Origin of the sequence: Gordonia aichiensis NBRC 108223 (assembly GCF_000332975.1) — a bacterium.
GTDB lineage: Bacteria > Actinomycetota > Actinomycetes > Mycobacteriales > Mycobacteriaceae > Gordonia > Gordonia aichiensis.
Genome location: NZ_BANR01000001.1, coordinates 221,387 through 248,327 on the forward strand (window position 1 = coordinate 221,387; position 26,941 = coordinate 248,327).

At 64.8% G+C, this 26,941-nt stretch carries 26 protein-coding genes; 12 read left to right on the forward strand and 14 right to left on the reverse strand.

The features are described from left to right. Window positions 1-74 precede the first annotated feature (74 nt). Window positions 75-665 carry a TetR/AcrR family transcriptional regulator gene (locus tag GOACH_RS01020; RefSeq protein ID WP_052003866.1) on the forward strand — a complete coding sequence of 197 codons (591 nt, stop codon included), beginning with the start codon at window positions 75-77 and terminating at the stop codon, window positions 663-665. A 97-nt stretch (window positions 666-762) separates the two neighbouring features. Then, window positions 763-2,364 (forward strand): acyl-CoA synthetase, encoded by a 1,602-nt coding sequence (locus tag GOACH_RS01025; protein ID WP_005169244.1) that lies wholly within the window; start codon window positions 763-765, stop codon window positions 2,362-2,364. A gap of 44 nt (window positions 2,365-2,408) precedes the next feature. Here GOACH_RS01025 and GOACH_RS01030 read toward each other — a convergent pair whose 3' ends face one another. The 5 genes from GOACH_RS01030 to GOACH_RS01050 form a co-directional block, all read right to left on the reverse strand. Next, window positions 2,409-3,062, reverse strand: coding sequence for an NAD(P)-dependent oxidoreductase (locus tag GOACH_RS01030; RefSeq protein ID WP_005169246.1), 654 nt, complete (start codon window positions 3,060-3,062; stop codon window positions 2,409-2,411). A gap of 73 nt (window positions 3,063-3,135) precedes the next feature. Continuing rightward, window positions 3,136-4,227, reverse strand: coding sequence for an NAD(P)H-dependent flavin oxidoreductase (locus GOACH_RS01035; protein WP_005169248.1), 1,092 nt, complete (start codon window positions 4,225-4,227; stop codon window positions 3,136-3,138). Further along, window positions 4,224-4,988: a CoA-transferase subunit beta gene (locus GOACH_RS01040; protein ID WP_005169249.1), complete on the reverse strand. Its 765-nt coding sequence runs from the start codon at window positions 4,986-4,988 to the stop codon at window positions 4,224-4,226. Before GOACH_RS01040 ends, GOACH_RS01035 begins: the two co-directional genes overlap by 4 nt. Continuing rightward, on the reverse strand, window positions 4,985-5,926 hold the full coding sequence (locus GOACH_RS01045; RefSeq protein WP_005169250.1) for a CoA transferase subunit A: 942 nt from the start codon (window positions 5,924-5,926) through the stop codon (window positions 4,985-4,987). Before GOACH_RS01045 ends, GOACH_RS01040 begins: the two co-directional genes overlap by 4 nt. Before the next feature lies 1 nt (window position 5,927). Then, the gene (locus GOACH_RS01050; RefSeq protein ID WP_005169251.1) at window positions 5,928-6,698 is read right to left on the reverse strand and encodes an enoyl-CoA hydratase family protein; all 771 of its coding nucleotides are present in this window, start codon (window positions 6,696-6,698) and stop codon (window positions 5,928-5,930) included. A gap of 92 nt (window positions 6,699-6,790) precedes the next feature. Here GOACH_RS01050 and GOACH_RS01055 point away from each other — a divergent pair, with 92 nt between their 5' ends. The 3 genes from GOACH_RS01055 to GOACH_RS01065 are packed head-to-tail and all read left to right on the forward strand — an operon-like array spanning window position 6,791 to window position 8,984. Next, window positions 6,791-7,618 (forward strand): SDR family oxidoreductase, encoded by an 828-nt coding sequence (locus GOACH_RS01055; RefSeq protein ID WP_005169252.1) that lies wholly within the window; start codon window positions 6,791-6,793, stop codon window positions 7,616-7,618. Between the two features lie 55 nt (window positions 7,619-7,673). After that, window positions 7,674-8,558, forward strand: coding sequence for an SDR family oxidoreductase (locus tag GOACH_RS01060; RefSeq protein ID WP_005169253.1), 885 nt, complete (start codon window positions 7,674-7,676; stop codon window positions 8,556-8,558). Window positions 8,559-8,588: 30 nt separating this feature from the next. Beyond that, window positions 8,589-8,984, forward strand: coding sequence for a DUF8021 domain-containing protein (locus GOACH_RS01065; protein ID WP_005169254.1), 396 nt, complete (start codon window positions 8,589-8,591; stop codon window positions 8,982-8,984). A gap of 102 nt (window positions 8,985-9,086) precedes the next feature. Here GOACH_RS01065 and GOACH_RS01070 read toward each other — a convergent pair whose 3' ends face one another. Further along, window positions 9,087-9,743: a GNAT family N-acetyltransferase gene (locus GOACH_RS01070; protein WP_005169255.1), complete on the reverse strand. Its 657-nt coding sequence runs from the start codon at window positions 9,741-9,743 to the stop codon at window positions 9,087-9,089. A gap of 150 nt (window positions 9,744-9,893) precedes the next feature. Here GOACH_RS01070 and fadD8 point away from each other — a divergent pair, with 150 nt between their 5' ends. After that, on the forward strand, window positions 9,894-11,531 hold the full coding sequence (gene fadD8 / locus GOACH_RS01075) for a fatty-acid--CoA ligase FadD8 (protein WP_040517317.1): 1,638 nt from the start codon (window positions 9,894-9,896) through the stop codon (window positions 11,529-11,531). Between the two features lie 24 nt (window positions 11,532-11,555). Here fadD8 and GOACH_RS01080 read toward each other — a convergent pair whose 3' ends face one another. After that, window positions 11,556-12,845: a cytochrome P450 gene (locus GOACH_RS01080; protein WP_005169257.1), complete on the reverse strand. Its 1,290-nt coding sequence runs from the start codon at window positions 12,843-12,845 to the stop codon at window positions 11,556-11,558. Window positions 12,846-12,966: 121 nt separating this feature from the next. Between GOACH_RS01080 and GOACH_RS01085 the strand changes: the two genes are divergently transcribed. Then, entirely contained in the window at window positions 12,967-13,587 is a 621-nt protein-coding gene (locus tag GOACH_RS01085) for a TetR/AcrR family transcriptional regulator (RefSeq protein WP_005169259.1), read from the forward strand. Between the two features lie 8 nt (window positions 13,588-13,595). Here GOACH_RS01085 and GOACH_RS01090 read toward each other — a convergent pair whose 3' ends face one another. Together GOACH_RS01090 and GOACH_RS01095 are read right to left on the reverse strand one after the other, a co-directional pair. Next, the gene (locus tag GOACH_RS01090) at window positions 13,596-14,081 is read right to left on the reverse strand and encodes a nitroreductase family deazaflavin-dependent oxidoreductase (RefSeq protein WP_005169261.1); all 486 of its coding nucleotides are present in this window, start codon (window positions 14,079-14,081) and stop codon (window positions 13,596-13,598) included. A gap of 31 nt (window positions 14,082-14,112) precedes the next feature. Next, window positions 14,113-15,276, reverse strand: coding sequence for a steroid 3-ketoacyl-CoA thiolase (locus GOACH_RS01095; RefSeq protein WP_005169263.1), 1,164 nt, complete (start codon window positions 15,274-15,276; stop codon window positions 14,113-14,115). A 210-nt stretch (window positions 15,277-15,486) separates the two neighbouring features. On the opposite strand from GOACH_RS01095, the gene GOACH_RS01100 reads away from it, so the two are divergent. The 3 genes from GOACH_RS01100 (at window position 15,487) to GOACH_RS01110 (ending at window position 17,935) form a co-directional block, all read left to right on the forward strand. Beyond that, a complete protein-coding gene (locus tag GOACH_RS01100; RefSeq protein WP_005169268.1) occupies window positions 15,487-16,053 on the forward strand; it encodes a hypothetical protein in 567 nt (188 codons plus the stop codon). Between the two features lie 124 nt (window positions 16,054-16,177). After that, window positions 16,178-17,470, forward strand: coding sequence for a cytochrome P450 (locus GOACH_RS01105; protein WP_005169269.1), 1,293 nt, complete (start codon window positions 16,178-16,180; stop codon window positions 17,468-17,470). A gap of 3 nt (window positions 17,471-17,473) precedes the next feature. After that, window positions 17,474-17,935: a nuclear transport factor 2 family protein gene (locus tag GOACH_RS01110; RefSeq protein ID WP_005169270.1), complete on the forward strand. Its 462-nt coding sequence runs from the start codon at window positions 17,474-17,476 to the stop codon at window positions 17,933-17,935. Between the two features lie 503 nt (window positions 17,936-18,438). On the opposite strand, the gene GOACH_RS01115 is transcribed toward GOACH_RS01110, so the two are convergent. Genes GOACH_RS01115 through GOACH_RS01125 form a run of 3 tightly spaced genes read right to left on the reverse strand, consistent with a single transcriptional unit; the run spans window position 18,439 to window position 21,691 of the window. Then, window positions 18,439-19,617 carry a thiolase family protein gene (locus tag GOACH_RS01115; RefSeq protein WP_005169271.1) on the reverse strand — a complete coding sequence of 393 codons (1,179 nt, stop codon included), beginning with the start codon at window positions 19,615-19,617 and terminating at the stop codon, window positions 18,439-18,441. Continuing rightward, on the reverse strand, window positions 19,617-20,681 hold the full coding sequence (locus GOACH_RS01120) for a thiolase family protein (protein ID WP_005169272.1): 1,065 nt from the start codon (window positions 20,679-20,681) through the stop codon (window positions 19,617-19,619). Before GOACH_RS01120 ends, GOACH_RS01115 begins: the two co-directional genes overlap by 1 nt. Window positions 20,682-20,710: 29 nt before the next feature. Then, on the reverse strand, window positions 20,711-21,691 hold the full coding sequence (locus GOACH_RS01125; RefSeq protein WP_005169274.1) for a Zn-ribbon domain-containing OB-fold protein: 981 nt from the start codon (window positions 21,689-21,691) through the stop codon (window positions 20,711-20,713). 140 nt (window positions 21,692-21,831) lie between these two features. Between GOACH_RS01125 and GOACH_RS01130 the strand changes: the two genes are divergently transcribed. Then, a complete protein-coding gene (locus tag GOACH_RS01130) occupies window positions 21,832-22,869 on the forward strand; it encodes an LLM class F420-dependent oxidoreductase (RefSeq protein ID WP_005169276.1) in 1,038 nt (345 codons plus the stop codon). Between the two features lie 63 nt (window positions 22,870-22,932). Here GOACH_RS01130 and GOACH_RS01135 read toward each other — a convergent pair whose 3' ends face one another. Both GOACH_RS01135 and GOACH_RS01140 read right to left on the reverse strand, forming a co-directional pair. Next, entirely contained in the window at window positions 22,933-24,375 is a 1,443-nt protein-coding gene (locus GOACH_RS01135) for a cytochrome P450 (protein WP_005169277.1), read from the reverse strand. Window positions 24,376-24,430: 55 nt separating this feature from the next. Next, entirely contained in the window at window positions 24,431-25,213 is a 783-nt protein-coding gene (locus GOACH_RS01140) for a crotonase/enoyl-CoA hydratase family protein (protein ID WP_005169280.1), read from the reverse strand. Between the two features lie 77 nt (window positions 25,214-25,290). Between GOACH_RS01140 and GOACH_RS01145 the strand changes: the two genes are divergently transcribed. Continuing rightward, window positions 25,291-26,937 carry an acyl-CoA synthetase gene (locus GOACH_RS01145; RefSeq protein ID WP_005169282.1) on the forward strand — a complete coding sequence of 549 codons (1,647 nt, stop codon included), beginning with the start codon at window positions 25,291-25,293 and terminating at the stop codon, window positions 26,935-26,937. The last annotated feature ends 4 nt before the right edge of the window (window positions 26,938-26,941 follow it).

Sequence of the window (26,941 nt, forward strand, 5' to 3'; positions counted from 1 at the left end):
ACCGCTCGACTACTTCTTCGTCAGCCGATCGGTGGACTCCGCGAGATCAGCCAAGCGCTTGCTAGGCTGAGCGGGTGGCGACGCGTAACGGGTCAACCAGGCGGGACGAGTTGTTGGCGACGGCCGGCCGCATGTTCGCGGAGCAGGGATTACGGTCGACGACGGTTCGCGACATCGCCGACGCCGCGGGAATACTCTCCGGCAGCCTCTATCACCATTTCGATTCAAAGGAGTCGATGGTCGACGAGATCCTGCGCAGTTTTCTCGATTCGCTGTTCACGCGGTACCAGGAGATCGCCGGGGCGGACATGTCGGCAACCGAGACGTTGCGCGAACTCGTTGTGACGTCATTCGAATCGATAGGCGCACAGCGCAATGCGGTCGCGATCTATCAGGATGAGGCGAAACGTCTTGCAGGACAAGAGCGTTTCGCGTACATCAACGAGCGCAACGTCGAATTCCGCGAACTGTGGCATTCGGTGCTGGCCCGCGGAGTTGCCGACGGCGAGTTCCGCGCAGACCTCGACATCGAGCTGGCCTATCGCTTCCTGCGCGACACGGTCTGGGTAGCTGTGCGGTGGTACCGCCCTGGCGGCTCGCTCTCCGTCGACGACATCGCCAAGCAGTATCTCTCCATCGTGCTCGACGGCATCCTTCCACGCTGAGCCCATCCCTTCCGCGTTGCGTCGCCATCGGGGGCCTTCCACTTACTTGGACGACCTAGTAATTTGAGGTGCAGCCAGTTGTAGGAAGGGAAGCACCGTGAGTTCAGGATTCAGTGAGTCCACCCAGGCGGCAGTTGCGAGTGCGCGCAGCAACACGATCAGCGACATGCTGCACCGGACGGCCGCGCGCACCCCGGACAAGACGGCGATCATCGACGGCGACGTGCGCCTCACCTACAGCGAATTCGACGCCGCAGTCAACCGTTGCACCCATGCGCTGACCGCGCGCGGACTCGGACGAGGCGACCGACTCGCGCTGATCAGCCACAATTCATGGCAGTTCGCGGTGCTCAATTTCGCGTGCGCACGGATCGGCGCGATCCTGGTACCCATCAACTTCGGGCTCGGTGTCCCCGAGATCGCCTACATCCTCGACCACAGCGGAGCGTCGGGCATCGTCGCAGAGGACGGGCTCGGAGAGACCGTCATCGAGGCGATCTCTGCAGCCGGTACCCCGGTCGAGATCCGCGGGTGGATCGCACTCGCCGGAACGCAGGCACCCGACGGGTGGGAACACGTCGAGGAGTGGATGACCACGGGCGATGCCACACCACCCGGTGTCCTCGTCGACGACGACGAGCCGGTCCGCATGATGTATACGTCTGGTACCGAATCACGCCCCAAAGGTGTTCTGCTGTCCAGCAAGTCGCTGATGACGCAGTACATGTCGTGCATCGTCGACGGTGGGATGGAGGAATCCGACGTCGAGATCCATGCACTGCCGATGTACCACTGCGCGCAGTTGGACTGCTTCTTCTCCACCGACATCTATCTCGGTGCGACGAGCATCATCTTACCCGCACCCGACGCGGCAACCATCCTCGCGACCATCGAATCCGAGCGCGTGACCAAGCTGTTCTGTCCGCCGACAGTGTGGATCTCGTTGTTGCGACATCCTGATTTCGATACCCGCGATCTGTCCTCGCTGCGCAAGGGGTACTACGGTGCCGCCGCCATGCCCGTCGAAGTGTTACGTGAACTCGCGCGCCGCCTACCGGACGTTCGGCTGTGGAACTTCTACGGACAGACCGAGATGTCTCCGCTGGCAACGATTCTCCAGCCCCATGAACAGCTCGATCGCGCCGGTTCCGCGGGCCGAGCCTCACTCAACGTCGAGACGCGGGTCGTCGACGACGACGACAATCCGGTGCCCGTAGGAGAGGTGGGCGAGATCGTTCACCGCAGCCCGCATGCGGCGCTGGGTTACTACGGCGACGACGACAAGACCGCCGAGGCGTTCCGCAACGGCTGGTTCCATTCGGGAGATCTCGGTGTCATCGACAAGGACGGCTACCTGTCGGTCGTCGACCGCAAGAAGGACATGATCAAGACGGGCGGCGAGAACGTCGCGTCCCGTGAGGTCGAGGAGGCGATCTATCTTCTCGATGGTGTCGCCGAGGTCGCCGTCTTCGGAGTGCCGCACCCCAAGTGGATCGAGGCCGTCACCGCGGTGGTCGTGCCCAAGGACGGCGTAAAACTATCGGAAGCCGCTGTGACAGAGCATCTGTCACCGATTCTCGCACCGTACAAACGGCCGAAGTTCGTGGTCTTCGCTGACGCGTTGCCGAAGAACCCCTCGGGCAAGATCTTGAAGAAGAACCTGCGGGTCGAACACGCCGACATCGCCGCCGACTCGTGATCGGCGGCGACGTCGCGGGCGTCGGTGCGGGTCCTCGCGAATCGTCAGTGTCCGGTGGTGAACCGCTGGCGGTGATGCTTGGGATCGTCGATCTCGTCGACGAAGGCGAGCGCGAAGTCGGCGCCGGAGATCTCCGAGCTGCCGTCGTCCTTCGTCACGAGGAGGTCGCCACCTGTTCGATATGAGCCGGTGGCCTCGCCCGGCGCGAACGAACCGAACAACGCGGCGGGGGAGACGTAGAACCAGTCCAGTTCATCCGGGCTCGTGCGCAACGCCTCGAGGACCTTGGCGTGCGAGAGCGCTTCGGGCTTCCAGTCGTCGTGGAAGTCGGGCGTGTCGACGAGTCGGGGACCACCGTCGCTGACCAACGCACTGCCCGCACCACCGACGACGCCGACCCGGGTTCCGTGGGCGATTGCCGCCTTGGTGATCTCGGGAACGAGCTCGACCAGCGATTTTCCGTCGACGTCAGCACCGTGGACGGCGATGACGAGGACGTCTGCATCGCTTGCAGCCTTGTCGACGGTCGACGCGTCGGCGAGTGAACCGGTCTCGTAGGTGACACCCTCCACGGGCTCGGCGGGGGCGCCGCTGCGGCTGTACGACGTGACGTGGTGCCCGCGCTTGGCCGCCTGCGCCGCGATGTGTCCACCGGCGTACCCGGTGCCTCCGAAGATGACGATGTTCTGTGTGGTCATATTCGGGCCAACCGCCGGACCGCCGTCCGGTATTCCCGAGGCATGATCTTTTTGCGCCGCCTGATCGTAGACATCAGCCCAGCGTGCCGAGCGCTTTCAACCGTTCGTGTGTCTGGTGCATGATCGACTGCACGAGCGCGTCGCACGTCGGCAGGTCGTCGATCATGCCGACCACCTGACCGGAGGCAAGAACGCCTGCACGCGTATCTCCCTCGACGAGCCCCGCGCGCAACAGCATCGGGGTGTTACCGGCCATGATGATCTGTTGCCAGCTACGGTCACCCGACTTGCGCATCGCGCGGCCGTCACGCAGCATCGTGGTCCACTTCATGCCCGTCAACCGCTTGAACTCGTTGGCGTTGCGCGCTGCCGCATACAGCGCGCGGATCGGACTGCCGCTCTCGAGCGCCTCGACCAGTGGTGTGCGCAGCACGCGATGCGGCATGCCGTCGACCTTTACAGAGACGACGGTGTCGTTCAGCGTGCGCGTCAGGTACTCCTGCTTCACCGCGTCGGGTACGGCCGAATCCGAGGTCAGCAGGAAGCGGGTGCCCATCGCGACTCCCTCGGCTCCGTATGCGAGTGCTGCGGCGAGACCGCGACCGTCGAAGAATCCCCCCGCCGCGACGACCGGCATGTCGGAACCGTTCTCGCGCAGTGCATCCAGTACCGATGGCAGTAACAGCGTAGTGGCGACCGGCCCCGTGTGCCCACCGCCCTCTCCACCCTGCACGATCACCGCGTCCGCGCCCCACGAGGCGACCTTGACCGCATGTTTCGCCGCGCCGATCGACGGGATCACCACCACGCCGTTGTCCTTGAGCTTGGCGATCAGTTCCTTCTTGGGTGCGAGCGCGAAGGACGCCACCCGCACCCCCTCGCGGATCAGCAGATCGATGCGTTCTGCGGCGTCGGTGGCGTCGGCCCGGATGTTCACTCCGAAAGGCTTGTCGGTCAACGACTTCGTCTTCGCCACCGCGGCAGCGAGTTCGTCGTAGGTCATCGTCGCGGACGCCAGGATGCCGAGTCCTCCGGCATTCGACGTCGCCGACGTCAGAGCCGGTCCCGACACCCAGCCCATGCCGGTCTGCACGACGGGGTACTCGACGCCGACGAGTTCGGTGAACCGGGTCGTCAGTGCCGCGGCGCGGGCCGTCGAGCTCATTTCACCTCCCGATCACGGACACCCCTGGGGTCGAGGACATCTCGGATGATCGCGAGTTCGTTCTCCGCGGGCAGTCTGGTCGGCGGCGCATCGGCAAGGCCCGCGATCTCGAACGACGTATTCTCGGCCACCTCGTTCGCGTCGACGCCGGGATGCAGCGACAGAGCCCGCATCGTGTGGCCGGGGCCGCCGAAGTCGAAGACGCCGAGGTTGGTGACCACGCGTCGGATGTCGAGGTCGTCGAAAGCCGGATTGTCGGGATCGACCTTGTCGTAGCCGATTCCGCTGACAACGTCGACAGTCTCGCAGAACACGCGGGCCGAATGTCGGGGTACCCAGTAGCTCGTCGGGTGGTTGATGGTGTTGCCGGGCGCCCCCCGCACGCCGAACATCTGGCGCGTGGGGTGTTGCAGTGGGCCGAATGCCGAGAGGTTCTGATTGCCGTGCCGGTCGATTTGGTTGGCGCCCATGATGACATGTCGGCGACCCGACGCCACGACGTCGAACACCTTGGAGAACGGCATCCATCCCTCGATGGGTCCCGACTTCCCGATCGGCGGTGTATCGGAAAGGATCAATGCCTCGCCGTCGGTGATCAGCAGATCGGGGGAGAACGTCAGCCGTGCGAGTCGGGCGCCGAGCAGCGGCACCGGGGCCATCGGCGATGCCATGATCTCGCCGGCATCGCGGAAGATCTCAGCGCACGCGACGACACAGATCTCTCCACGCGTGACGTCGGTGTGGGTTGCTGCAGTGGTCATTTCGAACTCTCCTGCTCGCTGTGCCAGGCGTGGACCTCGCGCTGGTAGGTCTCCTCGTCGACCTCGAGAAAGCGACGACGGAACGTCGACCACATCTGGGAGTCCTTGGCGGATTCGACGTAGAAACGCTGGAACCGTTCATCGCGCGCGTAGTCGCTCGTCGCGTTCGGCCCGCTCGCCTCGCTCGCTGTTCCCGCAAAGGTGAAGTGGGCACCGTTTGGGGTGTGGACGACCTTGTCGACCTGCATCCTGTTGAGCAGAAGTCGTTGCGTGGGAACCGACTTCGCGAGCACCTCGGTCGAGACGATCTGGTCGGTCTCGAGGTAGCGGCGGTCGGCTGCGGCGCAGAACATGTCGTCCATGTACGGGTCGACGCCGGTATAGGCCGCGTTGCCGCGCGAGTCGGCGAGGTCGAGATGTACGAACGCGGCGTCGAGCCGTAATGCAGGCATGGCGATCAGCATCTGCGTGCGGCCGTCGGGGTCGGGATAGGGAGAGGTGACGGTCTTGAGTTCGCCCTGCCAGAAGTCGGGTACCGACGATCCGAGGCCCGCGCGCGTCGGTAGGAACGGAAGACGTGCCGCTGCGGCCTGCAGTCCGCTCCTGACCATGCCCTCGTCCATCTCGCGGGACTCGATCGCGCCGCTGGTGCGCGTCGTCGCGAACCACGGGTCGTAGAAGGGTGCGGAGTCCAGCGAGACGAAGCCGTAGTACGCCCGGCGGACCTTTCCTGCAGCGCAGAGCAATCCGAGATCGGGGCCGCCGTAGGTGACGATGGTGAGGTCTTCGACATCGGATCGGGCGAGTGCCCGCACGAGTGCCATGGGCTTGCGTCGCGAGCCCCATCCGCCGATACCGATGGTCATGCCGTCGCGGAGTTCGCCGATGATCTCGTCGAGTGTTGCGGTCTTGTCGGTTGGTGTGTCGCCCTCGGCCATGTCAGCGGCTCCCCTGTGAGGTTTTCGGCTGGCCTGTCGCGACGAAGGCATCGCGATGTTCATCGGCGACGCCGGCCAGGTTGAGTTCGAAGGTGTATCCCTGCTCGAGGCGATAGCTGGCCTTCACGTCGACCGGGTCGATGTGGTTGATGGCCGCTTTCGCCGCGCGGATGACCCTGGTGTCCTTGGCTGCGATCTGCTCGGCGACATCTGTTGCGGTCGCGTCGAGTTCGGCTGCGGGGACCACCTTGTACACCGATCCGAAGTGCAGCAGCTGTTCTGCGGTGACATTGCTCGCCGTGTAGTACAGCGTGCGCATCATGTGCTGAGGAACGAGTCGCGCAAGATGTGTCGCTGCCCCGAGCGCGCCGCGGTCGACCTCGGGCAATCCGAAGACGGCGCCCTCGGACGCGACGATCACGTCGGCGTTGCCCACCAGACCGATTCCGCCCCCGACGCAGAACCCGTTGACAGCGATGACAACAGGAACCTTGCAGTCATAGACAGCGGAGAATGCTGCGGCGCAACCATGGTTGGCCCCGATCAGTGCGTCGAACCCCTCGGTTGCCTGCATCTCCTTGATGTCGACGCCCGCGTTGAATCCACGACCTTCCGCCCGCAGCACCACCACATGGGTGTCGAGATCGTCACCCGCGGCGAGGACCGCATCGGCCAGCTCGAACCACGCGGCCGACGGCAGCGCGTTGACCGGCGGGTAGTCGACGGTGATGGTCGTGACACCACTCGCCGAGCGCGTACTGGTGATCGGCACGCCATGCCCTCCTCTCGGGACGGATCCCGCATCGGTAGTCAGCAACACAGTGACACCAAGCAAATGCTTGGTTGTTTGGTAGGGTAGCACCCATGGGCTTGCGGTCACAGATCACAGGTCTCGACCCCAGGGTGGAGACGACTCCCCACGTGGAGGCGAGTCTCGGCGTGGAGAAGAAGGTCGTTCTCGTCACCGGTGGCGCACGTGGCGTCGGGCTGGGAGTTGCGCGGGCGTTGGCCGATCTCGGCGCAGTACCGGTGACCTGCGCTCGTAACCGGACTGACGAGGCCGAGGCGCTCGGGCAGTTCATCACGTGCGACGTGCGCGACGAGGATGCGGTGAGAGTGATGATCGAGCGGATCGTCGAGACACACGGCACGCTCGATGGTGTGGTCAACAACGCCGGGGGGTCTCCGTTCGCGCTGGCCGCCGACGCGTCGTCGTCCTTCGCCGGCAAGATCGTCGAGTTGAATCTCCTCGCGCCGCTGTTGGTCGCACGAGCCGCGAACGCGGTGATGCAGCAACAGGAGTCTGGCGGTGCGATCGTCAATGTGTCGAGCGTGAGCGGACACCGCCCCTCGCCGGGGACGTCGGCATATGGCGCGGCAAAAGCGGGACTCGACAACGCCACGACGTCGCTCGCGGTGGAGTGGGCGCCACGTGTGCGTATCAATTCGGTTGTCGCCGGACCGGTGGAAACCGAACTGGCACACATGCATTACGGCGACGATGACGGCGTCGCTGCGGTGGGTCGCACGATCCCGATGGGGCGGATGGCCACGCCGGAAGATGTCGGCAATGCTGTTGCGTTTCTGTTGTCGCCGCTGTCGGCGTACATCACCGGTTCGACGCTCACCGTCCACGGCGGTGGGGAGAAACCCGCATTCCTCGACGCCGCCAACGCGGGTAACGACCTGTGAGCCAACCGAACTCGAAGCTATCGAAAGGGCTGAGTTGAGCGACAACGGACATCCCATGAACACGGATCGCGTGGCGATCGTGACAGGGGCCGGCCAGGGGATCGGGCGCGCCCACGCGTTGGCGTTCGCCGCCGACGGCGCCGCCGTCGTGGTGAACGACTACGCGAAGGACGCCGCAGCCGCGGTAGTCGAGGAGATCACGACTGCCGGTGGCCGAGCTGTTGCGTCGGTGGGCGACGTTGCGGACTGGGACGCCGGCGCCGCTATGGTGCAGACCGCGCTCGACGAGTTCGGTGGACTCGACATCCTGGTCAACAACGCTGGATTCGTGCGCGACCGGATGCTCGTCGCGATGTCGGAGGACGAGTGGGATGCCGTCGTCCGTGTTCATCTCAAGGGGCACTTCGTCGGGCTCCGGCATGCGGCGGCGTACTGGCGGGCGCAGTCCAAGGCGGGCTCGGCGCGGCAGGCGCGCGTGATCAACACGTCATCGGGGGCAGGACTTTTCGGATCGGTCGGGCAGGGCAACTATTCGGCGGCCAAGGCGGGCATCGCGGAGCTCACCATCCAGGCGGCAGCAGAGCTGGCGGCCTACGGCGTGACGGTCAATGCGATCGCGCCGTCGGCACGTACGCAGATGACGCTCGGCGCGGGCGAGGCGATGGCCGCGCAGATGGCCGCGCCCGACGACGGATCGTTCGACGCGATGGACCCCGCGAACATCTCCGCACTCGTTGTCTGGCTCGGATCGGTCGAGTCGTCGAACGTCACAGGACGGGTCTTCGAGATCGAGGGCGGAAAGATCACCGTCGTCGACGGTTGGCAGCGCGCCGCGTCGATCGACAAGGGTGCGCGGTGGGAGCCTGCCGAACTCACGCCGGTCGTCGACGATCTACTGGCCAAGACGCCCGCTCCGGTACCTGTGTACGGAGCGAGATGAGATACGGGACCAGATGAGAAGCAGGACACGATGAGCGATCTCGCATCTGCGAGTGGTGCCGACGATTCCGTTGGCGGCCAACGGATAGCAGCCGCACGAGCATATGTCGACGCGCTGGTCAGTCATGATCCGTCGGGCGTCAACCTCCATCCGGACTGCACACGTGTGGAGATGGGGATCAAGACCGGGAGAAGCGGCAGCCACATTGCCCGCAGCCTCGCGCGTGGCCCGCAGTTCCGGCTCATCCATCAGGTCAGCGGATTCACGGCGACCGTCGAAGGCCACACGGTCTCGACGAAGTATCGGGTACACGTGGCCCCCAAGGCATTGGGTCTGTGGGCGCCGGTGAGCGAGTCGTTCCTGATCGACGACGAGTTCCGGATTCGAACCATAGTCGCGCGCTTCGGTTTTCCGCGGCGCCGCTGAATTCTCGAACGCAGAGCAGTAGCCGAGCGTCGATGCCCGGTGCATACAGAAGACGGCGGGGCCGACTTCGTTGAGTCGGCCCCGCCGTCTTGCGTGGTGAGATCAGACGCCGGGGGCCCGCACCACCATCGGGACTCCGGGGAAGTAACCCGCCATCTCCGAGCGCGCCTTGCGCATGGCGGCGGTGGCATAGCCGCGCTTGCGGAAGTCAGGGTGAATCCACACGCGGACGTCGACCTCGCCGTCGGTGAGTTCACCGAACACGAATCCCACCTTGTCGTCGCCATCGGTCACGACCAGCCACGCCGCCTCTTCCTCGTCGACACGGCCGGCAGCCTGAGCGATCTCCTGGTCGATCTCGCGGGCCGGTTGGCCTGAGCCGTCGCCTGCCACCCCGAGTTCGCGCGTGCGCTCGGCGAACAGTTCGGCATCGTCGGAGGGGGAGAAGGCTCGCAGCACAACGGTGTCGCCGCTACTCGCGGGTCGCTCGGCGAGCGTGAAGGTGAGCTGGTGGTTCAGGTCGTCGAGTTCGGTCTGATTCCTGCGGCGTTCGTCCTTGGTGAGTTGATCGAGTTTCATGTCGAGGATCGCCGAGGCCCCGAGCTGCGATTTGCCGAGGAGGTCGGCGATCGCGGACACGGCTTGAGCGTGATCGTCGGCGTCGACGATGGCGTCGAGCACCTCGTGTCGTCGGTCGAGAGCGGTGAGGAGAGCGTCGGCGATGTCGCGACGCTCGGTTGCCAGGTCCACATCAGTCATACCGTCGATCCTAATCAGCTACCGGCCGGTACGACATGGAACGTGTTCTAGTGCAGAATCGAACGCACATGGAGGAAGTCATGCCACGTAGAGGCCAGTATTTCCGACGATCGTCTTCCGTCGATGTAGAACACGTCCTAGTCTTGCGCTATGGCATCTGAGAACTGTGACACCGAAATCGATCACCTCCGGGGAGCAGCCCATATGGGAGACCTCCTCGTGGCGGCGCTGGCGAAGAACACATCGGGTACGGTGCTCGAGCTCGGCGACACAGCGCTCACCGGAGCGCAGATGGCCGCTGAGATCAGTCGGTACGTGCAGGCCTTCGAAGGTCTGGGGTCGGGTACCGGGTCGTCGGTCGGGTTGCTCGCGCTCAACCGTCCCGAGGTGCTGTTCGTGATCGGGGCAGGCCAGACGCAGGGGTGGCGCCGCACCGCGCTGCACCCACTCGGATCGCTCGACGACCATGCGTACGTGTTGTCCGACGCAGGGGTGACGACTCTCGTCATCGACCCGGTCCCGATGTTCGTCGAACGTGCTGTCGCGCTGATGGAACGCGTCGACGGTCTCAAGCAGATCTTCACACTCGGCCCCGTACCAGAAGCACTGTCCGACGTCGGCCGCGACATCGTCGCCGAAGCAGCAGGCTACGACGCGACCGAGCTGACCGCCGCGGAACTCTCGCCCGACCACATCATGTCGATCACGTACACCGGTGGCACCACCGGCAAACCCAAGGGCGTGATCGGCACCGTGCGCGCGATGACCACGATGACGCAGATCCAGCTCTCGGAGTGGGAATGGCCGACGCGGCCGCGATTTCTGATGTGTACGCCGCTGTCGCACGCGGGTGCTGCCTTCTTCCTCCCGACGCTCATGAAGGGCGGCTCGATGGTGGTGCTGAGCAAGTTCGACCCGGCCGAGGTACTGCGGACCATTGAGGAGGAGAAGATCAGTGCGACGATGCTCGTCCCGTCGATGCTCTACGCCCTGATGGACCACCCTGATTCCCGCACGCGCGATCTCTCGTCCTTGGAAACCGTGTATTACGGTGCCTCGCCGATTAATCCGGTGCGGCTGGCTGAGGCCATCGAACGTTTCGGGCCGATTTTCGCGCAATACTACGGCCAGTCCGAAGCGCCCATGGTCATCAGCTACCTGGCAAAAGACGAGCACCCGAAGCCGGGCGACGATCCGCGGCGATTGTCGAGTTGCGGCCGACCGTCGTCGTTTCTGCACACGGCCCTGTTGGGACCCGACGACAAGCCGGTCGCGCAGGGCGAGCCCGGTGAGATCTGTGTTGCCGGACCACTTCTGGCAGCGGGCTACTGGGGGCTGCCGGAACAGACCGCCGAGACCTTCCGCGACGGCTGGCTGCGTACCGGCGACGTCGCACGCGAAGACGCCGACGGATACTGGTACATCGTCGACCGCACCAAGGACATGATCGTCACCGGTGGCTTCAATGTGTTCCCGCGTGAGGTGGAAGACGTTGTCGCTGAACATCCGTCGGTCGGTCAGGTCGGAGTCATCGGAGTGCCGCACGAGAAGTGGGGTGAGGCCGTGACGGCGGTGGTGGTACTGCGCAGCGACGTCGAGGCGAACGATGACGACAGGCAGCGGATTGCCGCGGAGATCCAGTACGCGGTGAAGCAGCGCAAGGGGGCGGTGCAGTCGCCCAAAGAGGTCATCTTCGCGGAATCGTTGCCGCTGACCGGACTCGGTAAGCCCGACAAGAAGGCACTGCGGGCGCAGTTCTGGGCATCGGCGGAGCGTGGCGTCGGATAGGTGACACCGCGGGGCGGCGTCCGGTCAGTGCGCGACCGGGCAGCCCCCGCCGGTGAGCCCCGCTGATGCCGCGCCGTAGCGCACCGGGAACTCTTTCACCCCGTTGAGCCAGCCGGACCGTACGCGACGGAGTTCACCGATCTTCTCGATATCGGGCAGTACGTCGGCGATGGCGTTGAGAATCAGATTCAGTTCCAGGCGTGCGAGATTGGCGCCGATGCAGAAGTGTGCTCCGTTGCCGCCGAATGCCAGGTGCGGATTGGGATCCCGCAGGATGTTGAACGTGAACGGGTCGTCGAAGACGTCCTCGTCGTAGTTCGCCGATCCGTAGAACAGTCCGACACGTTGGCCTGCCGCGATGTCGACGCCTGCGATGGTCGTATCGACCTTGGCCGTTCGCTGGAAGGCGTTGACCGGACTCGAGAATCGCAATACCTCGTCGACGGTGGTCCGCGGGCGCTCTGATTTGTAGAGCTCCCACTGGTCCGGAGTGGACAGGAAGGCATTCATTCCGTGGCTGGTCGCGTTGCGCGTCGTCTCATTCCCCGCTGTGATCAGCAGGATGACGAAGAAGCCGAACTCGATGTCGGACAACGAATCACCATCGATGTCAGCTTCGACGAGGGTCGTCACGATGTCGTCGGTGGGATTGCGACGACGCTCCTCGGCCATGGTGTACGCGTAGCCGAGGAGTTCGGCATTGGCCATCGCCGGATCGATCGTGTGGTCGGGATCGTCGCTGTTGATGATCGCGTCGACGAGTTCGTGGATGCGTGGGCGGTCGGCTGTCGGCACACCGATCAGATCCAGGATTGCCTGCAGGGGTAAGTGGATGGACACGTCGTCGACGAAGTTACCCGTGTCCTTGGCGGCCGCCGCCTCGACGATCTCACGCGCGGACTCACGCAGGTTCTCTTCCAGTGAGCCGACTGCCTTGGGAGTGAACAGGCGCGACACGATCTTGCGTAGACGGGTGTGCTCGGGCGGATCATGGTTGATGAGAAGGGCTTTGGTGAACTCGATCTGGTCGGGCGTGATGTAGTCGGGGAGTCGGATCACCGCGCCCTTGGCGTTCGCCGACCACACCTGATTGTTCTTCGAGATCTCGCGAACATCCTTGTGTCGTGAGATGACCCAGTAACCGCCGTCGGTGAATCCGGATGTGCCGATGGGCTGTTCATTCCACCAGACGGGCGCAGTCTTTCGTAGGTGGGCGAACTCGCTCACGGGCAAACCGGCCTCGAGCACATCGGGGTTCGTGAAATCGAAGCCCTTGCCGAACGGGCATGCGGCGTCGGTGGTGATGGCTGTCATGGCACCACCATACATCCATTGTCTATGTGTATGGTCGAGATTGCGCAGACGTGGTGAGTGTGTGGCGTCGTGATACCGTCTGCCCAGATAGGAGCCGGTGCGGGAAAGGTGGTCGCTGCAAATGCGTACACACGGCTGGGCAGGGAGTGTCCCGGTCGACGACGCGGAGGCCACGGCGCGCATCCTCGCTGCCGCACGGTCGGCGATCGACGAACACGGTGTCTCGACGACGATCAGCGATGTCGCACGCACTCTCGGAGTCACCCGCCAGACCGTGTACCGCTATTTCCCCAGCACCGAGGCGTTGCTGCAGGCGACTGCCTTCGACGCCGTCGGCGACTTCCTCGAGCGGATAGCAGCCCGCGTCAAGGGAATCGGTGAGCCTGATGCCGCGGTTGTCGAGGGGATCGATGTGGTACTCGAGGAGTTGCCCAACGACCGTTACGTCGGTGTGCTGTTCAGTGCGGACAACATGAGCATGTTCGCGGTGGGAGAGGTGACGTCGGAGGTCGGTCGGGGTTTCGCGCGGTCGATGGTCGAGCGCATGGACGTCGACTGGGCTACGCGGGGCTATGGGCCCGCAGAGTTGGATGTCATCGTCGAAATCGTCCTGCGCACACTGCAGTCGATGGTGATCGACCACGGTGCGGGACGTTCGCAAGTCCAGCGGCGTGCATTTCTCGATGCCTGGGTCGGCGCGGCGGTCCGCGCATTACCGTCGCGGGCCGAACTGCCGCGCTGACGAGGCGATCACCCCGTGCGCGGACGGCAGATCACCACCGGGATGGTGCGGTCGGTCCACGCCTGGTAGGTGTCGAAGTCGGCGTACAACTCGATCAGTCGGGGCCAGAGCCGGGTCCGCTCGTCCTCGGTCGCGACGTGTGCCGTGTAGGCGGCTACCTCCGAGCCGATCTGGATCGTTATATCGGGGTTGACCCGCAGATTGAGATACCACGCGGGGTTCGACGGTAAACCGCCCTGCGAGGCGACGACGACAATCGTGTCGGCGTCGCGGAGGTAGAGCAGTGGCACCGTACGCGGTTGCCCGGACTTACGTCCGGTCGTGGTCAACAGGCAGACGTCGACAGGTTTGCGCAGTGCCGCCCCGACCCGCCAGGTCCTGCCGAGGCGACCGCCGGTGAGCTTGTACAGCGAGGTGTTGACGCGTGAACCCAGCTTGATCGCTTTCGCGACCACTGGAGAATCAAGCTGTGCCGGGCGGTTCTCAGCCTTCATGTGCGTGGCTCCTCAGCCGGTTCGGCAACGTTCAGATGCGCTCGAGGATCGTGCCCGTCGCCAGCGCACCACCGGCGCACATCGTGACCAATGCGGTGCTGCCGTCGCGGCGTTCGAGTTCGTGGAGCGCGGTGGTGAGCAGGCGCGAACCCGTGCTGCCGACGGGATGCCCGAGGGCGATTGCGCCGCCGTTGACGTTCACCTTGTCCATATCGGCCCCGTGTACCTGCGCCCAACTGAGCACGACCGACGCGAATGCCTCGTTGATCTCGACGATATCGATGTCGGACAACGACATTCCGGCTTTACTCAGCACGCGGTCGGTGGCCTGGACCGGGCCGTCGAGATGGTAGTACGGTTCGGAGCCGACGAGGGCCGTGGCACGTAGCCGGGCGCGTGGTCGCAGGCCGAGTTCACGGGCCTTCGTCTCGTCCATCAGCAAGACCGCGGCCGCACCGTCGGAGATCTGGGACGAGGTGCCCGCGGTGTGGATTCCTCCGTCGATCACCGGCTTGAGTGCCGCGAGTGTCTCCGGTGTGGTGTCGCGCAGGCCCTGATCGCGTGTGACGTCGATGATATTGCCGGTCATTGAGCCGTCTTTGGTGCGCTCGGGTGCTTTGAGGCTCAGCACTTCACGGTCGAATCGGTGTTCGTCCCACGCCTGTCGGGCGCGTTGCTGACTGCGCACGCCGAGGGCGTCGACATCGGCGCGCGTGATCCCGCGTCGAGTGGCGATGCGCTCGGCGGCCTCGAACTGATTGGGCATCTCGACGTTCCACGATTCCGCGTGGTACGGACCGGCGTCGACTCCGATGTTGGCTCCGAGGGGTGTCTGCGACATCAGTTCGACGCCGCAGGCGATCCCGACGTCGATGGTGTCGGTGGCGATGAGTCCCGCGATCAAGTTATTGGCCTGTTGCGCGGAGCCGCACTGACAGTCGACTGTGGTGGCGCCGGTCTGCTCGGGAAGCCCGGCCGACAGCCATGCCTTGCGGGTGATGTTTCCCGACTGCGCGCCTGCCTGGGTCACGCACCCGCCGATGGCCTGCTCGACGAGCGCCGCGTCGATTCCCGCCTTCTCGATGAGTCCGCGCTGCGTGAGACCGAGAAGTTCTTCTGCATGGAGGCCCGACAGCCAACCTGCCCTCTTGCCGATGGGGGTTCGCACTGCTTCGACGATTACCGGCACACCCATGTCCGTCACCTTTCGCGCTCGACTGCTCTCGCATGAAAGTAGAACATGTTCTCGTTTATGTCCATGTCGGGCCTCCATCTGGTCCCGATGCCGTCGAGAACAGGTCATTCGAGCGGATAGGTCACGCTACGTGCGCACGGAGCGGCGTGATTAGCTCGGACGGTTGGTTCGGGAGGCGTCGGAGCTCGACGCACAGAGGAAGGGCGTGATGTGAAGGACTGGATCTACTCGATTCTCACCACTGTCTTGGGCGTCGTGTTGCTCGCGCTCGGGATCTCGGGGCTCAGCTCGACGGATGTCACCTGCGGCGGGCAGACGATGAGTTCGGGTGATCGGTGCGTCGAGATGAAGAGCGGTAGGGAAACCGACTTGGAGCAGACGCGATCGGAGAATCGGACGGGGAACTACTCCATGCTCGGAGGCGGGGCCGCGGCCCTGATCGGTGGCGGAATCTGGATTGCTGTGAACGCGAGGCGGACGGGACGACGTCGTGCCAACGGCGGTCCGCACCCAGCGACCGTTATCGGCGCGGGCATCCCACCGCAACCGTATCCGCAGGCGGGGCAACCCCACTCGCCGCACTATCCCCAACAGCCCGGGCAGTACCCGCAAGCGGGAAAGCCTCGTCCATCGCAGTATCCGCACCACCAGCCGTATGTGGGCCACCCGCAGTCGTCGCCGCGGGGTCCGTCGTCCGGGTATGGCGGCGGTCCGTCGCCACTCGGCGCGCAGCCGCCGGCTCCCGGTGCGCCGCCGAAGATCGACTATCGGAAGTAGCTTCGACGGAAAAGTAGAACGAGTTCCTGTTTTGACGCGATAGTGTGTGTACAGTGAGCGCTAGTGAGACGTGAACACGTTCGCGTCTCTGGTTGCACAACGCTGAGAACAGGGTGGTATTTTCGTGATCCAGACCGACGGCGTGGGGGCCGACCAGACGTCATCCTCACCAACAGCATCATGTCCCTTCATGCATCAGGAGGGGTGGGATTTCACCAATCCCGACCTGCTCGAGAAGGGCATCCCTGTCGCCGAATTCGCGGCGCTGCGCAAGACCGCCCCGGTGTGGTGGAACGCCCAGCTCCCCGGTAAAGGCGGCGGATTCCACGACGGGGGATACTGGGTCGTCTCGAAGCACGCGCACGTCCGCGAGATCTCGAAGAACAACGAGGACTGGGCGACGTCGACCAACGGTGTCATCATGCGTTTCGACGACGAGATGACGCAGGACCAACTCGATGTCACCAAGGCGCTGCTGATCAATCACGACCCGCCGGAGCACACGCGCCTGCGGAAGGTGATCTCGAAGGCGTTCACACCGCGCGCGGTGCAGGCACTCGAAGAGAAGCTCGACGACGCGGCTCGCGCCATCGTGCGGCAGGCGGCAGACAAGGGCACCGGCGACTTCGTGCACGATGTCGCCGTCGACCTCCCGCTCCTCGCGATCGCCGATCTGCTCGGTGTTCCCGAGACCGATCGCACGAAGTTGTTCGAGTGGTCGAACAACATGATGAACTACGACGACCCGGAGTTCGCTGCGGTCGATCCGCAGATGGCCTCGGCCGAGATCCTCGGCTATGGCTACAACATGGCAGAAGAGCGTCGGAAATGCCCTGTCGACGACATCGTCAGCACGCTGGTCAACGCCGACATCGACGGCCAGCACCTCGATGAGGCCGAGTTCGGATTCTTCTTCATCCTGCTCACCGTCGCCGGGAACGAGACAACGCGCAACGCGATCAGCCACGGCATGAACGCCTTCCTCGAACATCCAGATCAGTGGGAGTTGTTCAAGTCGCAGAGGCCCGCGACCGCGGTCGACGAGATCGTCCGCTGGGCGACGCCGGTGAACTGCTTCCAGCGCACCGCCAAGCGCGATACCCAGGTGGGCGGCGTCGACATCAAGCAGGGAGAGCGCGTCGGACTGTTCTACGGTTCGGCCAACTACGACGAGGATGTGTTCGACGATCCGTTCTCGTTCAACATCCTGCGCGATCCCAACCCGCACGTCGGATTCGGCGGCAATGGCGCGCACTTCTGTGTCGGCGCCAATCTCGCCCGCATGGAGATCAACCTGATGTTCAATGCCATCGCCGATCTCGTTCCCGACATCTCGCGGCTGAACGAACCACGCAGACTCCGGCACGGGTGGATCAACGGAGTGAAGGAACTGCAGGTCGACTACGGAACGCGTTGATCGATGAGCACTGCCGCCCAACAGGATTCGAGTCAACCCGCATACCTGGGGATCGACCGGGAGAACCACCCCGCCGTCGTGGCGGGTCGCCGATCGCGGGAGGCGGTCGCGGCTCGGGACAAGCAGGCGTGGCTTGACAACTTCGCGCCGGATGCGAAGGTCGAGGATCCGGTCGGACCGTCGATGTTCGACGAACGAGGGGTTGGATTCCAAGGCCGAGAACGTATCTCGCAGTTCTGGGATCTGTCGATCGGGACCACGGAGAGTATCGAGTTCGTCTTCGACGACGAGATCATCTGCGGCAACGAGGTCGCCTACGTCGGAAAGATCGTGACGCACATCGCGGGCCACGTGTCGGAGGCGCACGGCGTGTTCACCTATCGGGCTGATGACAACGGCAAGCTCTCGGCATTGCGTGCGTTCTGGGAGGTCGAGAAGACGATCAACTCTGTGCGGCCTGCCTGACTGGCCAATGCCGGGCGCGGTGATACTGCGATGTCGGACCCCACCTGATCTGTGACCCTGCACCTTCTGCACTGCTGAAGGTAGCTGGACACAGATCAGGTGGGGTTTGTCGCTGTGACCGGCTGCGGTTGGCGCTGGTTGCCGCACCGGCGGGCGCCGGCCGGGAGACAACGTCACCGTGTGGCCGTCGGCCTCACCACACAACCGCGCGTCGCGCCAGTACAGGTCGACGCGGGTTCCCGTCTGCGTCGACGATGTCGACCTGTAGCTCGGGCGCCGGAACCCCCGCATCGATCAACTCGACCCGGCTACGCGTCTCGAGCACCGACTCCGTCTGTTCTCGAAAGAACCTCACCTCGATCGACGCAGCTACCTCATCGGTGCGCAGCTACCTTCGGCAGTGCACAAGGTGATTGTGCACAGATGAGGTGGGCCGAATGCGGTTACACAGACGAGGTGTGCCCGGATGAGGCGGCACACTGTGAGAGAAGCGAGCCGCCGGGCTAGTTCGACGGCTTGTCGGCGCCGACGAGCCACATCGAGAAGTATTGGGCCCCACCGCCGTATGCGTGACCGAGTGCCTTGCGGGCGCCGTCGACCTGGTGGTCGCCCGCCTTACCCATCACCTGGATAGCGGCCTCGGCGAAGCGGATCATGCCCGACGCCCCGATCGGATTCGACGAGAGAACGCCGCCCGATGGGTTGAACGGGATGCGGCCGCCGATCTCGGTCTCACCGGCCTCGGTGAGCTTCCAACCCTCGCCCTCGGCGGCGAAGCCGAGACTCTCGAGCCACATGGGCTCGAACCACGAGAACGGGACGTAGACCTCTGCGACGTCGACCTCATCGATCGGGTTGTCGATGCCTGCCGACTTCCACAGTGCCGCTGCGGCATCACGGCTGGCCTGCGGGCTGACGGTGTTGCGGTGCGCGAAGAACAGGGGTTCGGTGCGCATGGCGGTGGCGTGGACCCAGGCGACCGGACGACCATCGGCGACAGCGGCGTCGGCGACCTGTTCGTCGCCGATCACCACGGCGCATGCGCCGTCGGACGACGGGCAGGTCTCGTCGTAGCGGATGGGGTCCCAGAGCATCTGCGACGACATCACACTGTCGACCGTGATGTCGGGCTGATGGAGATGTGCCAACGGATTTCGGGCACCGTTGCGTCGATCCTTGGTGGCGACCATCGCGCCGATGTGCTCAGGGGCACCGGACTGCCGGATGTACGAGCGCACGTGCGGCGCGAAGAAGCCGCCCGCGCCCGCCCCGACCGGTTTGGTGAACGGAACCGGGAGCGATAGTGCCCACATGGCATTCGATTCCGACTGCTTCTCCCACGCGATGGCCAGCACCCGCTTGTGCACGCCTGCGAACACCAGCGACGCGGCCACGTTGGCCGTCGAGCCGCCGACCGAGCCTGCGGTGTGCACACGGATCAATCGTTTTCCGACGGCGCCGAGAGCGTCGGCCATCGCGAGCTCCGGCATCATCGAGCCCTCGAACAGGTCCGGCGCCTTACCGATGACGATCGCGTCGATCTCGTCGATACCCACCCCGGCATCGGCAAGTGCTGCGTCCATCGCCTCGCGACACATGCCCGCCATCGTGACGTCGTGTCGCTTCGCAACGTACTTGGTCTGTCCGGTACCCAGTACCGCCGCACGGTTGTTGTGTGCCATCAGTTCTCGTCTCCCACACTCGAGTCGCCGCTGTCTGAATCGCTCTGCAGCGTGACCACCATGTTCTGTTGCAGCAGTGGGCCACTCGTCGCATGCGCGACTGCAGTCCGAGCGTCCCCGCTGAGGATGGCGTGCGCGGCGTAGCCGATGCGTTGCAGACCTCCGCTGAACAACGAATTGCCGGTGAGCAGCCCGCCGGATGGATTGATCCGCACCGAATCGGGGAGGCCGAGCGCGTTGCGCACGATGATCTCCTGGTGCGTGTAGGGTGCGGCGATCTCCGCAACATCGACGGCGCGTGTGCGGTCTCCGAACGCGGTGTCGGCGGCCAGCGCTGTCGATGGCGAGACGGTCAGGTCACGGGCACCGAAATTCGCGCTGTCGATCCGGTGATCCCACCCGCTGACGAACGCGGGATTGGCGACGAGTTCGCGGGCTCGGCGCTCACTGGCGATGATCACCGCGGCTGCGGCATCGGTGAACGGCGCGATGTCGTGTGCGCGGAAGGGATCGGCGACGTAGTCGGCGGCGAGTAGATCGTCGGTTGAGGCGCCGGTGGCCCGTGCGGCCACGGCTGCCATGTCGGCCTCGGTCCACGCGCCTGCGTCGAGCCCCGCGCGTGCCTGCAACCCGGCCAGTGCACGGTCACCGGGCCACAGCGGCGCGACGGTGTAGGGATCGGTCTGCATCGACAGCGTTCGATTGCTGTCTCCCGCTGAGGATTTGCCGAAGCCGTAGGCCAGCGCGAGGTCGACCTCGCCGCTGGCGATCTTCACCCATGCCTCGTACAGTGCCCACGCACCGTCCATCTCGACATGCGATTCGTTGATCGGCGGCATCGCGCCGATCGAGTCGATGGCCGAGATGAACGAGAAGGCGCGTCCGGCGAGGTAGTCCGACGAACCGCTGCACCAGAACTCGATGTCTGTACGCGAGATGCCGAGCTCGGCATAGAGCTTGGTGAAGCAGGGGATCAGCATCTCGACACCGTTGGTGGTGCCGTGTGTGCCGACGATGTTGGGGCTGTGGGCGAACCCGACGATCGCGATGCGGGGGAAGGTCACGTGGTGCTCCTGGAGGTAGAGATCTCGGGTCAGAGGAACTCGCGGTAGCTGTCGTACTCGGCGTCGGGCTCACCGGTCGGCCGGAAGTGACTGATCGAGCCCATCGAGAGTTCTCGCTGGTCTTCTGGCACCCACACGGCTTCGACACGCATGCCCATGCGGACCTCGTCGGCCGGGCAGTCGAGGATGAGATGCAGGAACGGGATGTCGGAGCCGTCGAGGAGCACGTAGGCGGCGACGTAGGGAGGCTTGATCCGCTGGCCCTGGAACGGGACGTTCACGATGCAGAACGTGGTGACGATCCCGGTGTCGGGGAGTTCGACGTGTTCGACCGCGGGCGCACCGTCGGCGGGACTCACCGACCGTGGCGGGAAGTAGACGCGCCCGGCGTCGACCCCCGACCCGATGCGCGTGCCGATTAGCCTGCCGGCCTTGAGGCCTTCGAGGTAGCGGGATTCCTCCTCGGTGGCCGAATGGGTGATGGTCGTGGTGATCGGTGTGGTGATGATGACCTGATCGCCGTCCGGATTCTCCGCGGTGTTGCGGTCCGCGGGTTGGGCGGTCTCGCCGGGTGCGAAGTAGGCGATGTCGTCGATGCGGCCGCTGCGTGCCGCACGCCAGACGGCGTGCACGCGCATCCCCGTCGACATCTCCGATGCACTGGATACCTTGACCGCATGCAGCAGAGCGGAATCCGCGTCGTCGAGGCGGATCAGCGCCCACGCGAACGGTGCTTCCACGGGCTGTCCGTCGATGTGTTCGGGATTCCACGACCACGTGGTGACCGTGCCGACGGATGCGACGTCGACGACATCGGAGATCGGCGCGCCCGACCCGGCGTCGAACTCTATCGGTGGCACCGAGACGGTTCCGTCGGACGAGCGGGAGCCCACTATGCGGCCATCGCGCAGGCCGAGTGCGAACTGGCTCAGCACCGGTCCGAGTGATCGTGTGTAGGCGAAGGTGTTGCTCAGTTCCGCGGTCAGGATGTCGGTCTCGGGATCGGGCACGCTGACAACGGGACTCGATGCGGTCGCGTCGGGAGAAGTGTCGATGCTGCTCACACTTCGAGTAGAACACGTTCTAGTATTGAGGCACAAGGCCGTGACCGCCGTGGTCGGGGCGGCGGCGACAGGAAAGAGGTCGATCGGTGAAACTCGCGCTGCAACTGGGATATTGGGGAGCCGGCCCCATCGACGACGCTCCGTCGCTCATCGCCGCGGCAGAGGAGTCGGGATTCGACGCCGTGTTCACGGCGGAGTCGTGGGGGTCTGATGCGTACACCCCGCTCGCCTGGTGGGGGGCGTCGACGTCGCGGATTCGCCTCGGCACCGCCGTCGCACAGTTGTCGGCACGTCCGCCGACCTCGCTGGCGATGCACGCGCTGACCCTCGACCATCTCTCCGGCGGCAGGCACATCATCGGACTCGGCGTCTCAGGTCCTCAGGTCGTCGAAGGGTGGTACGGGCAGCCCTTCGGCAAACCTCTCGCGCGCACAAGAGAATATGTGCAGATCGTGCGCGACGTGCTGGCGCGGGCAGATCGTGTCCGCAGCGCGGGCCCGCACTACCCGTTGCCGTATCCCGCCGACGCGCCGGGCGCGACAGGGCTGGGTAAGTCGCTCAAGCCGATCACCCATCCGCTGCGCGCAGACATCCCGATCTGGTTGGGCGCTGAGGGGCCCAAGAACGTCGCGCAGACCGCGGAGATCGCCGACGGGTGGCTCGCCATCTTCTACAGTCTCTCGCTCGCCGATCAGTACGAGTCGTGGCTGGCGGAGGGATTCGCGCGTCCCGGGGCGCGTCGGACACGGGACGACTTCGAGGTCGCGGCGACCGTGCAGGTGGAGATCACCGACGACGTTGCCGCCGCCGTCGACGCGTACCGGCCGGCGACCGCGCTGTACGTGGGCGGGATGGGCGCCAAGGAGAAGAATTTCCACGCCGAGTTGTACCGGCGAATGGGGTACGGCGACGTCGTCGACGAGATCGGCGCGCTGTTCCTCGCCGGACGCAAAGAAGAGGCGCTTGCCGCGGTTCCCGACGAGATGGTGCGCGAGACGATGATCGTCGGTACGGCCGACGAGGTGCGCGAACAGATCAAGCAGTGGGAATCCGCGGGTGTGTCGATGCTGATGGTGACCACGCGCGACTCCGGGACGATCCGAGAGCTCGCGACGCTGGTCTGAGGCGTCCGTGCAACATCGCTGACGAGGAGCGGAGCCGACGAGGAGGTCGGGTCCGCTCAGCCGCTACGTTGCCGGGACGCCCGCGGGCACCCGGCGCGGCGTCAGCGTGAGCTGAAAGTCCTTCGGCACCATCGTGAGTCGTTCGTCGACTCGGAGTCGGTAGCCGGGGACGGGTGCGACGTCGTAGCGGTGGAGGAGGCTCGCGAGTACCAGAACCGATTCGTGGAGTGCGAATTGTCTTCCGATGCAGGCACGTACCCCGTTACCGAACGGCTTGTAGGCGTGTGCGGGGCGCTTCCGGACGTTCTCGGGCAGGAAGCGGTCGGGCTCGTAGGATTCGGGGTCGTCCCAGACGGCAGGGTCACGGTGGACCTGGGCGAGGACGATGACCGCCCAGTCGTCTGGCGTCATCCTGTAACGGCCGCCGAGCGTCGTCGTCGATCGTGGACTGCGTGCGAATGCCGGCACCGTCGGCCAGATGCGCAGCGCTTCGTCGAGCGCGCGCCGGAGGTAGCGCAAGCGTGGCACCTGCTCGAAAGTCGGCATCGACGCCGGGTCGTCGCCGAGTGCATCGTCGGCCTCGCGTTGGGCCTGAGCGAGACAGTGGGGGTGCTGGGACAGGTAGTGCAGCGTGAACGACAGAGCACCCGAGGTCGTTTCGTGTCCGGCGACGAGGAAGGTGAGGATCTGGTGTCGGATGTTCAACGGGGACAGACGCTCACCGGTCTCGGGATGGGCGACGTTGAGCATGATGCCGAGAAGATCATGTTGGTCGGTGGTCTGTTCGCGTTCGGCGATGAGGTCGTCGAGCAGGTCGTCGACGTAGTTCTGGGGTTCGGCATTCCGGCGGTCGAGAAGGGCGGTGAGGTAGCGGCCACCAGGCGCCGTGCGAAGCGCTCCTTTGCGTCGCCCGGTCTCGAGTGCGCGGATCATCGCACCGACGAACGGATGCTGCCGCGCGGAGGTGAAGGACCCGAAGTCGTGGCTGAACGCCGTGCGGCTCAACGTCTCCATCGTCAGCTTGGTCATGTCCCGCGTGACGTCGACGGTCGTTGTCTTGTCGGCATCGGCGGGTAGCCGGTCCCAGTAGTCGAATAGTTCGCTCGCCGTCTGCATCATGATCGGGTGATAGGACCGCATCGCCGACTTGGTGAATGCCGGCATCAGGAGGTCATGGGCGAGTTGCCAATTGGACTCGTCGTTGCGGGCAGTGAACAGCCCGTCGCCCGCGTAGTCACGCAACGCCTCGATTGCGGGCGGGAGTGCCTTGCAGAACCGCGATTCGTCGCAGAGTTCCGCGGTGAGCTCGGCGGAGGAGACGAAGACGAACTTCTGGCGGAAAATTTGCATCTCATAGATCGGGCCGAGGTCGGCGCCGAGCGTCAGCATGCTCAGCAACGGGTGCCGCGGGTCTGCGACACCGAGATCGCCGATCAGCGGCTTGCGACGTCCGGGGCTCGGAAATCGCTGACCTGACCAGTCGTTGTCGATACGCCGTCGTGTCATGCTCCGACCCTGCCGCGCGGTGAGTGTGGTGTCAACGCGCCTTGTCGAGACCCGGTCACTCGCCGGTGAAGACCGGTTTTTCCTTGTTGGCGAAGGCCCGTGGTCCCGCCTTGGCGTCGTTGCTCATGAACACGCGTGCCCCGAGGTCGGCGTCGATCTTGAACGCATCCTCCTCGTGCATGCCTTCGGTGTCGCGGATGGTCCTGAGTATCGCCTGGACCGCGAGGGGGCCGTTGGCCGCGATGGTGTCGGCGAGTTCGAGTGCTTTGTCGAGTGCCGAACCGTCGGGCACGACGTATCCGATCAGGCCGTACTCCTTGGCCTCGGCTGCGGTGATGTGGCGACCGGTGAGCAGGATGTCGGCAGCGATCGTGTACGGGATCTGGCGGACGAGCCGCACCGCACTGCCACCCAGTGGGAACAAGCCCCACTTCGCCTCGGAGACACCGAACTTCGCACTCTCGCCTGCGACGCGGATGTCGGTGCCCTGCAGGATCTCGGTACCGCCTGCGATGGCAGGTCCCTCGACCGCCGCGATGAGTGGTTTGGTGAGTCGACGCCCCTTGAGCAACGCCGGCATCCGGGTCAGATCCCAGCCCCCCTCGGCGAACTTGTCGCCCGCGGGCTTGGCGTTCATCGACTTCAGGTCGGCGCCCGCGCAGAAGTAGCCGCCCGCGCCGGTCAGGATCGCGACACGGATGTCGGGATCGGCGTCGACCCGATCCCACGCCTCCTCCATGATCGCCATCATCTCCGTCGACAACGCATTGCGTGCCTCCGGGCGGTTCATGGTGACGATCAGAACGTGACCGCGCTTCTCCACGAGGCACTCCGGCATCGATACTCCTTGTTGGCTTGTGACGGGTAGCCGAATAGGTCTTGCCGAAAACAGTAACACGTTCTAATTTTGTCGACATGGCCTTCCATATCGCCGACCTGATCGAGCACGCCGTCGACCTGACACCCGAGCGGACCGCACTGGAGACGGACGGCCGTTCCATGACGTACGCAGAGTTGGAGAGGGAGGCCAACGCACTCGCCCACGAGCTGATCGAACTCGGGGTCGAACCGGGTGACTCGGTCGGCTTGTACAGCAGGAACACGCTCGAATGTGTTGTCGCGATGTTCGCGATCTTCAAGGCCCGGGCGGTGATGGTCAACGTCAACTACCGGTACGTGGCTGCCGAACTCGAACACATCGTCACCGACTCCGACATGAAGATCCTCATCTACGAACGCCAGTACGGCGACCGCGTGCGGAACGTGTTGCCGAACGCTCCCGAGTTGACTCACGTGATCGTCGTCGAGGACGGATCGGACGAAGCGATTCCCGAGGGCGCGATCGGCTACGGCGATGCTGCTGCGAGGGGCGGCGTCGAGCGTGATTTCGCCCCGCGTAGCGACGACGATCTGTACATGCTCTACACCGGCGGTACCACGGGGTTTCCGAAGGGAGTCGTGTGGCGGCAGGAGGACATCTGGCGCGTGCTCGGCGGCGGGATCAACTTCTACACCGGCGAGCGGGTGTCCGACGAGTGGCAGCAGGCGCGCGACGGCGCCGCGGGGGGTCAGCTGGTGCGGTATCCGATTCCGCCGTTCATCCACGGCGGCTCTCAGTGGGCCGTTTTCCAGGAACTCTTCGCAGGCGGCAAGGCGGTGATCTATCCGGAGTTCGGAGCGCATCTCACCTGGCAGATCATCGAGCGACACAAGGTCAACGTGGTGATGATCACCGGTGACGCGATGGCCCGCCCGATGGTCGACGCTCTGCGGGAGGGGCATCCGGAGGGACGCCCATACGACACCGGTTCGGTTGTGTCGCTTGCCTCGTCGGCCGCGCTCTTCTCGGCGAGCGTGAAGGACGAGTACCTCGACCTCCTGCCGAACCTGCTCGTCATCGATGCGATCGGATCGTCGGAGACGGGGTTCAGCGGAATGGCGGCGGCGCAGAAGGGGCAGTCGCACACCGGCGCTCCGCGGGTCACCGCCGACAAGGCGGCGGTGGTGTTGCGTGAGGACGGAACGCCTGTCGAGCCGGGTTCGGGCGAGGTCGGGATTCTCGCACGATCGGGGAACATTCCGCTGCGGTACTACAAGGATCCGGCGAAGACGGAGCGAACTTTCAAGGAGTTCAACGGTATTCGCTACGCGATTCCCGGCGACCTCGCGACCGTCGAGGCCGATGGATCGATCACCATGATGGGCCGCGGCTCGCAGTCCATCAACACCGGTGGTGAGAAGGTGTTCCCCGAGGAGGTCGAGGCGGCACTGAAAGCGCATCCGGACGTGTTCGACACCGTCGTCGTCGGCGTTCCCGACGAACGCTACGGGCAGCGGGTTGCAGCGATCGTCGCGACCAGAGACGGTGCGAAGCCGTCGCTGGAAGAAGTGAACAGCGTTGTACGCGAGCAGGTTGCCGGATACAAATGCCCGCGCAGCATCTGGTACGTCGATGAGATCACGAGGTCACCCGCGGGTAAGCCGGATTACCGGTGGGCGCGGTCGATCACCGAGTCACGACCGGCCGATGCGTCGTCGCAGGTCGTCAGCGGAAGGGCATGAGAGC

Coding starts and splice junctions, on each gene's coding strand:
- GOACH_RS01030 (WP_005169246.1), bottom strand. CDS start 3,062: ATGACCACACAGAACATCGTCATCTTCGGAGGCACCGGGTACGCCGGT.
- GOACH_RS01035 (WP_005169248.1), bottom strand. CDS start 4,227: ATGAGCTCGACGGCCCGCGCCGCGGCACTGACGACCCGGTTCACCGAA.
- GOACH_RS01040 (WP_005169249.1), bottom strand. CDS start 4,988: ATGACCACTGCAGCAACCCACACCGACGTCACGCGTGGAGAGATCTGT.
- GOACH_RS01045 (WP_005169250.1), bottom strand. CDS start 5,926: ATGGCCGAGGGCGACACACCAACCGACAAGACCGCAACACTCGACGAG.
- GOACH_RS01055 (WP_005169252.1), top strand. CDS start 6,791: ATGGGCTTGCGGTCACAGATCACAGGTCTCGACCCCAGGGTGGAGACG.
- GOACH_RS01060 (WP_005169253.1), top strand. CDS start 7,674: ATGAACACGGATCGCGTGGCGATCGTGACAGGGGCCGGCCAGGGGATC.
- GOACH_RS01065 (WP_005169254.1), top strand. CDS start 8,589: ATGAGCGATCTCGCATCTGCGAGTGGTGCCGACGATTCCGTTGGCGGC.
- GOACH_RS01070 (WP_005169255.1), bottom strand. CDS start 9,743: ATGACTGATGTGGACCTGGCAACCGAGCGTCGCGACATCGCCGACGCT.
- fadD8 (WP_040517317.1), top strand. CDS start 9,894: ATGGCATCTGAGAACTGTGACACCGAAATCGATCACCTCCGGGGAGCA.
- GOACH_RS01080 (WP_005169257.1), bottom strand. CDS start 12,845: ATGACAGCCATCACCACCGACGCCGCATGCCCGTTCGGCAAGGGCTTC.
- GOACH_RS01085 (WP_005169259.1), top strand. CDS start 12,967: ATGCGTACACACGGCTGGGCAGGGAGTGTCCCGGTCGACGACGCGGAG.
- GOACH_RS01090 (WP_005169261.1), bottom strand. CDS start 14,081: ATGAAGGCTGAGAACCGCCCGGCACAGCTTGATTCTCCAGTGGTCGCG.
- GOACH_RS01095 (WP_005169263.1), bottom strand. CDS start 15,276: ATGGGTGTGCCGGTAATCGTCGAAGCAGTGCGAACCCCCATCGGCAAG.
- GOACH_RS01110 (WP_005169270.1), top strand. CDS start 17,474: ATGAGCACTGCCGCCCAACAGGATTCGAGTCAACCCGCATACCTGGGG.
- GOACH_RS01115 (WP_005169271.1), bottom strand. CDS start 19,617: ATGGCACACAACAACCGTGCGGCGGTACTGGGTACCGGACAGACCAAG.
- GOACH_RS01135 (WP_005169277.1), bottom strand. CDS start 24,375: ATGACACGACGGCGTATCGACAACGACTGGTCAGGTCAGCGATTTCCG.
- GOACH_RS01140 (WP_005169280.1), bottom strand. CDS start 25,213: ATGCCGGAGTGCCTCGTGGAGAAGCGCGGTCACGTTCTGATCGTCACC.
- GOACH_RS01145 (WP_005169282.1), top strand. CDS start 25,291: ATGGCCTTCCATATCGCCGACCTGATCGAGCACGCCGTCGACCTGACA.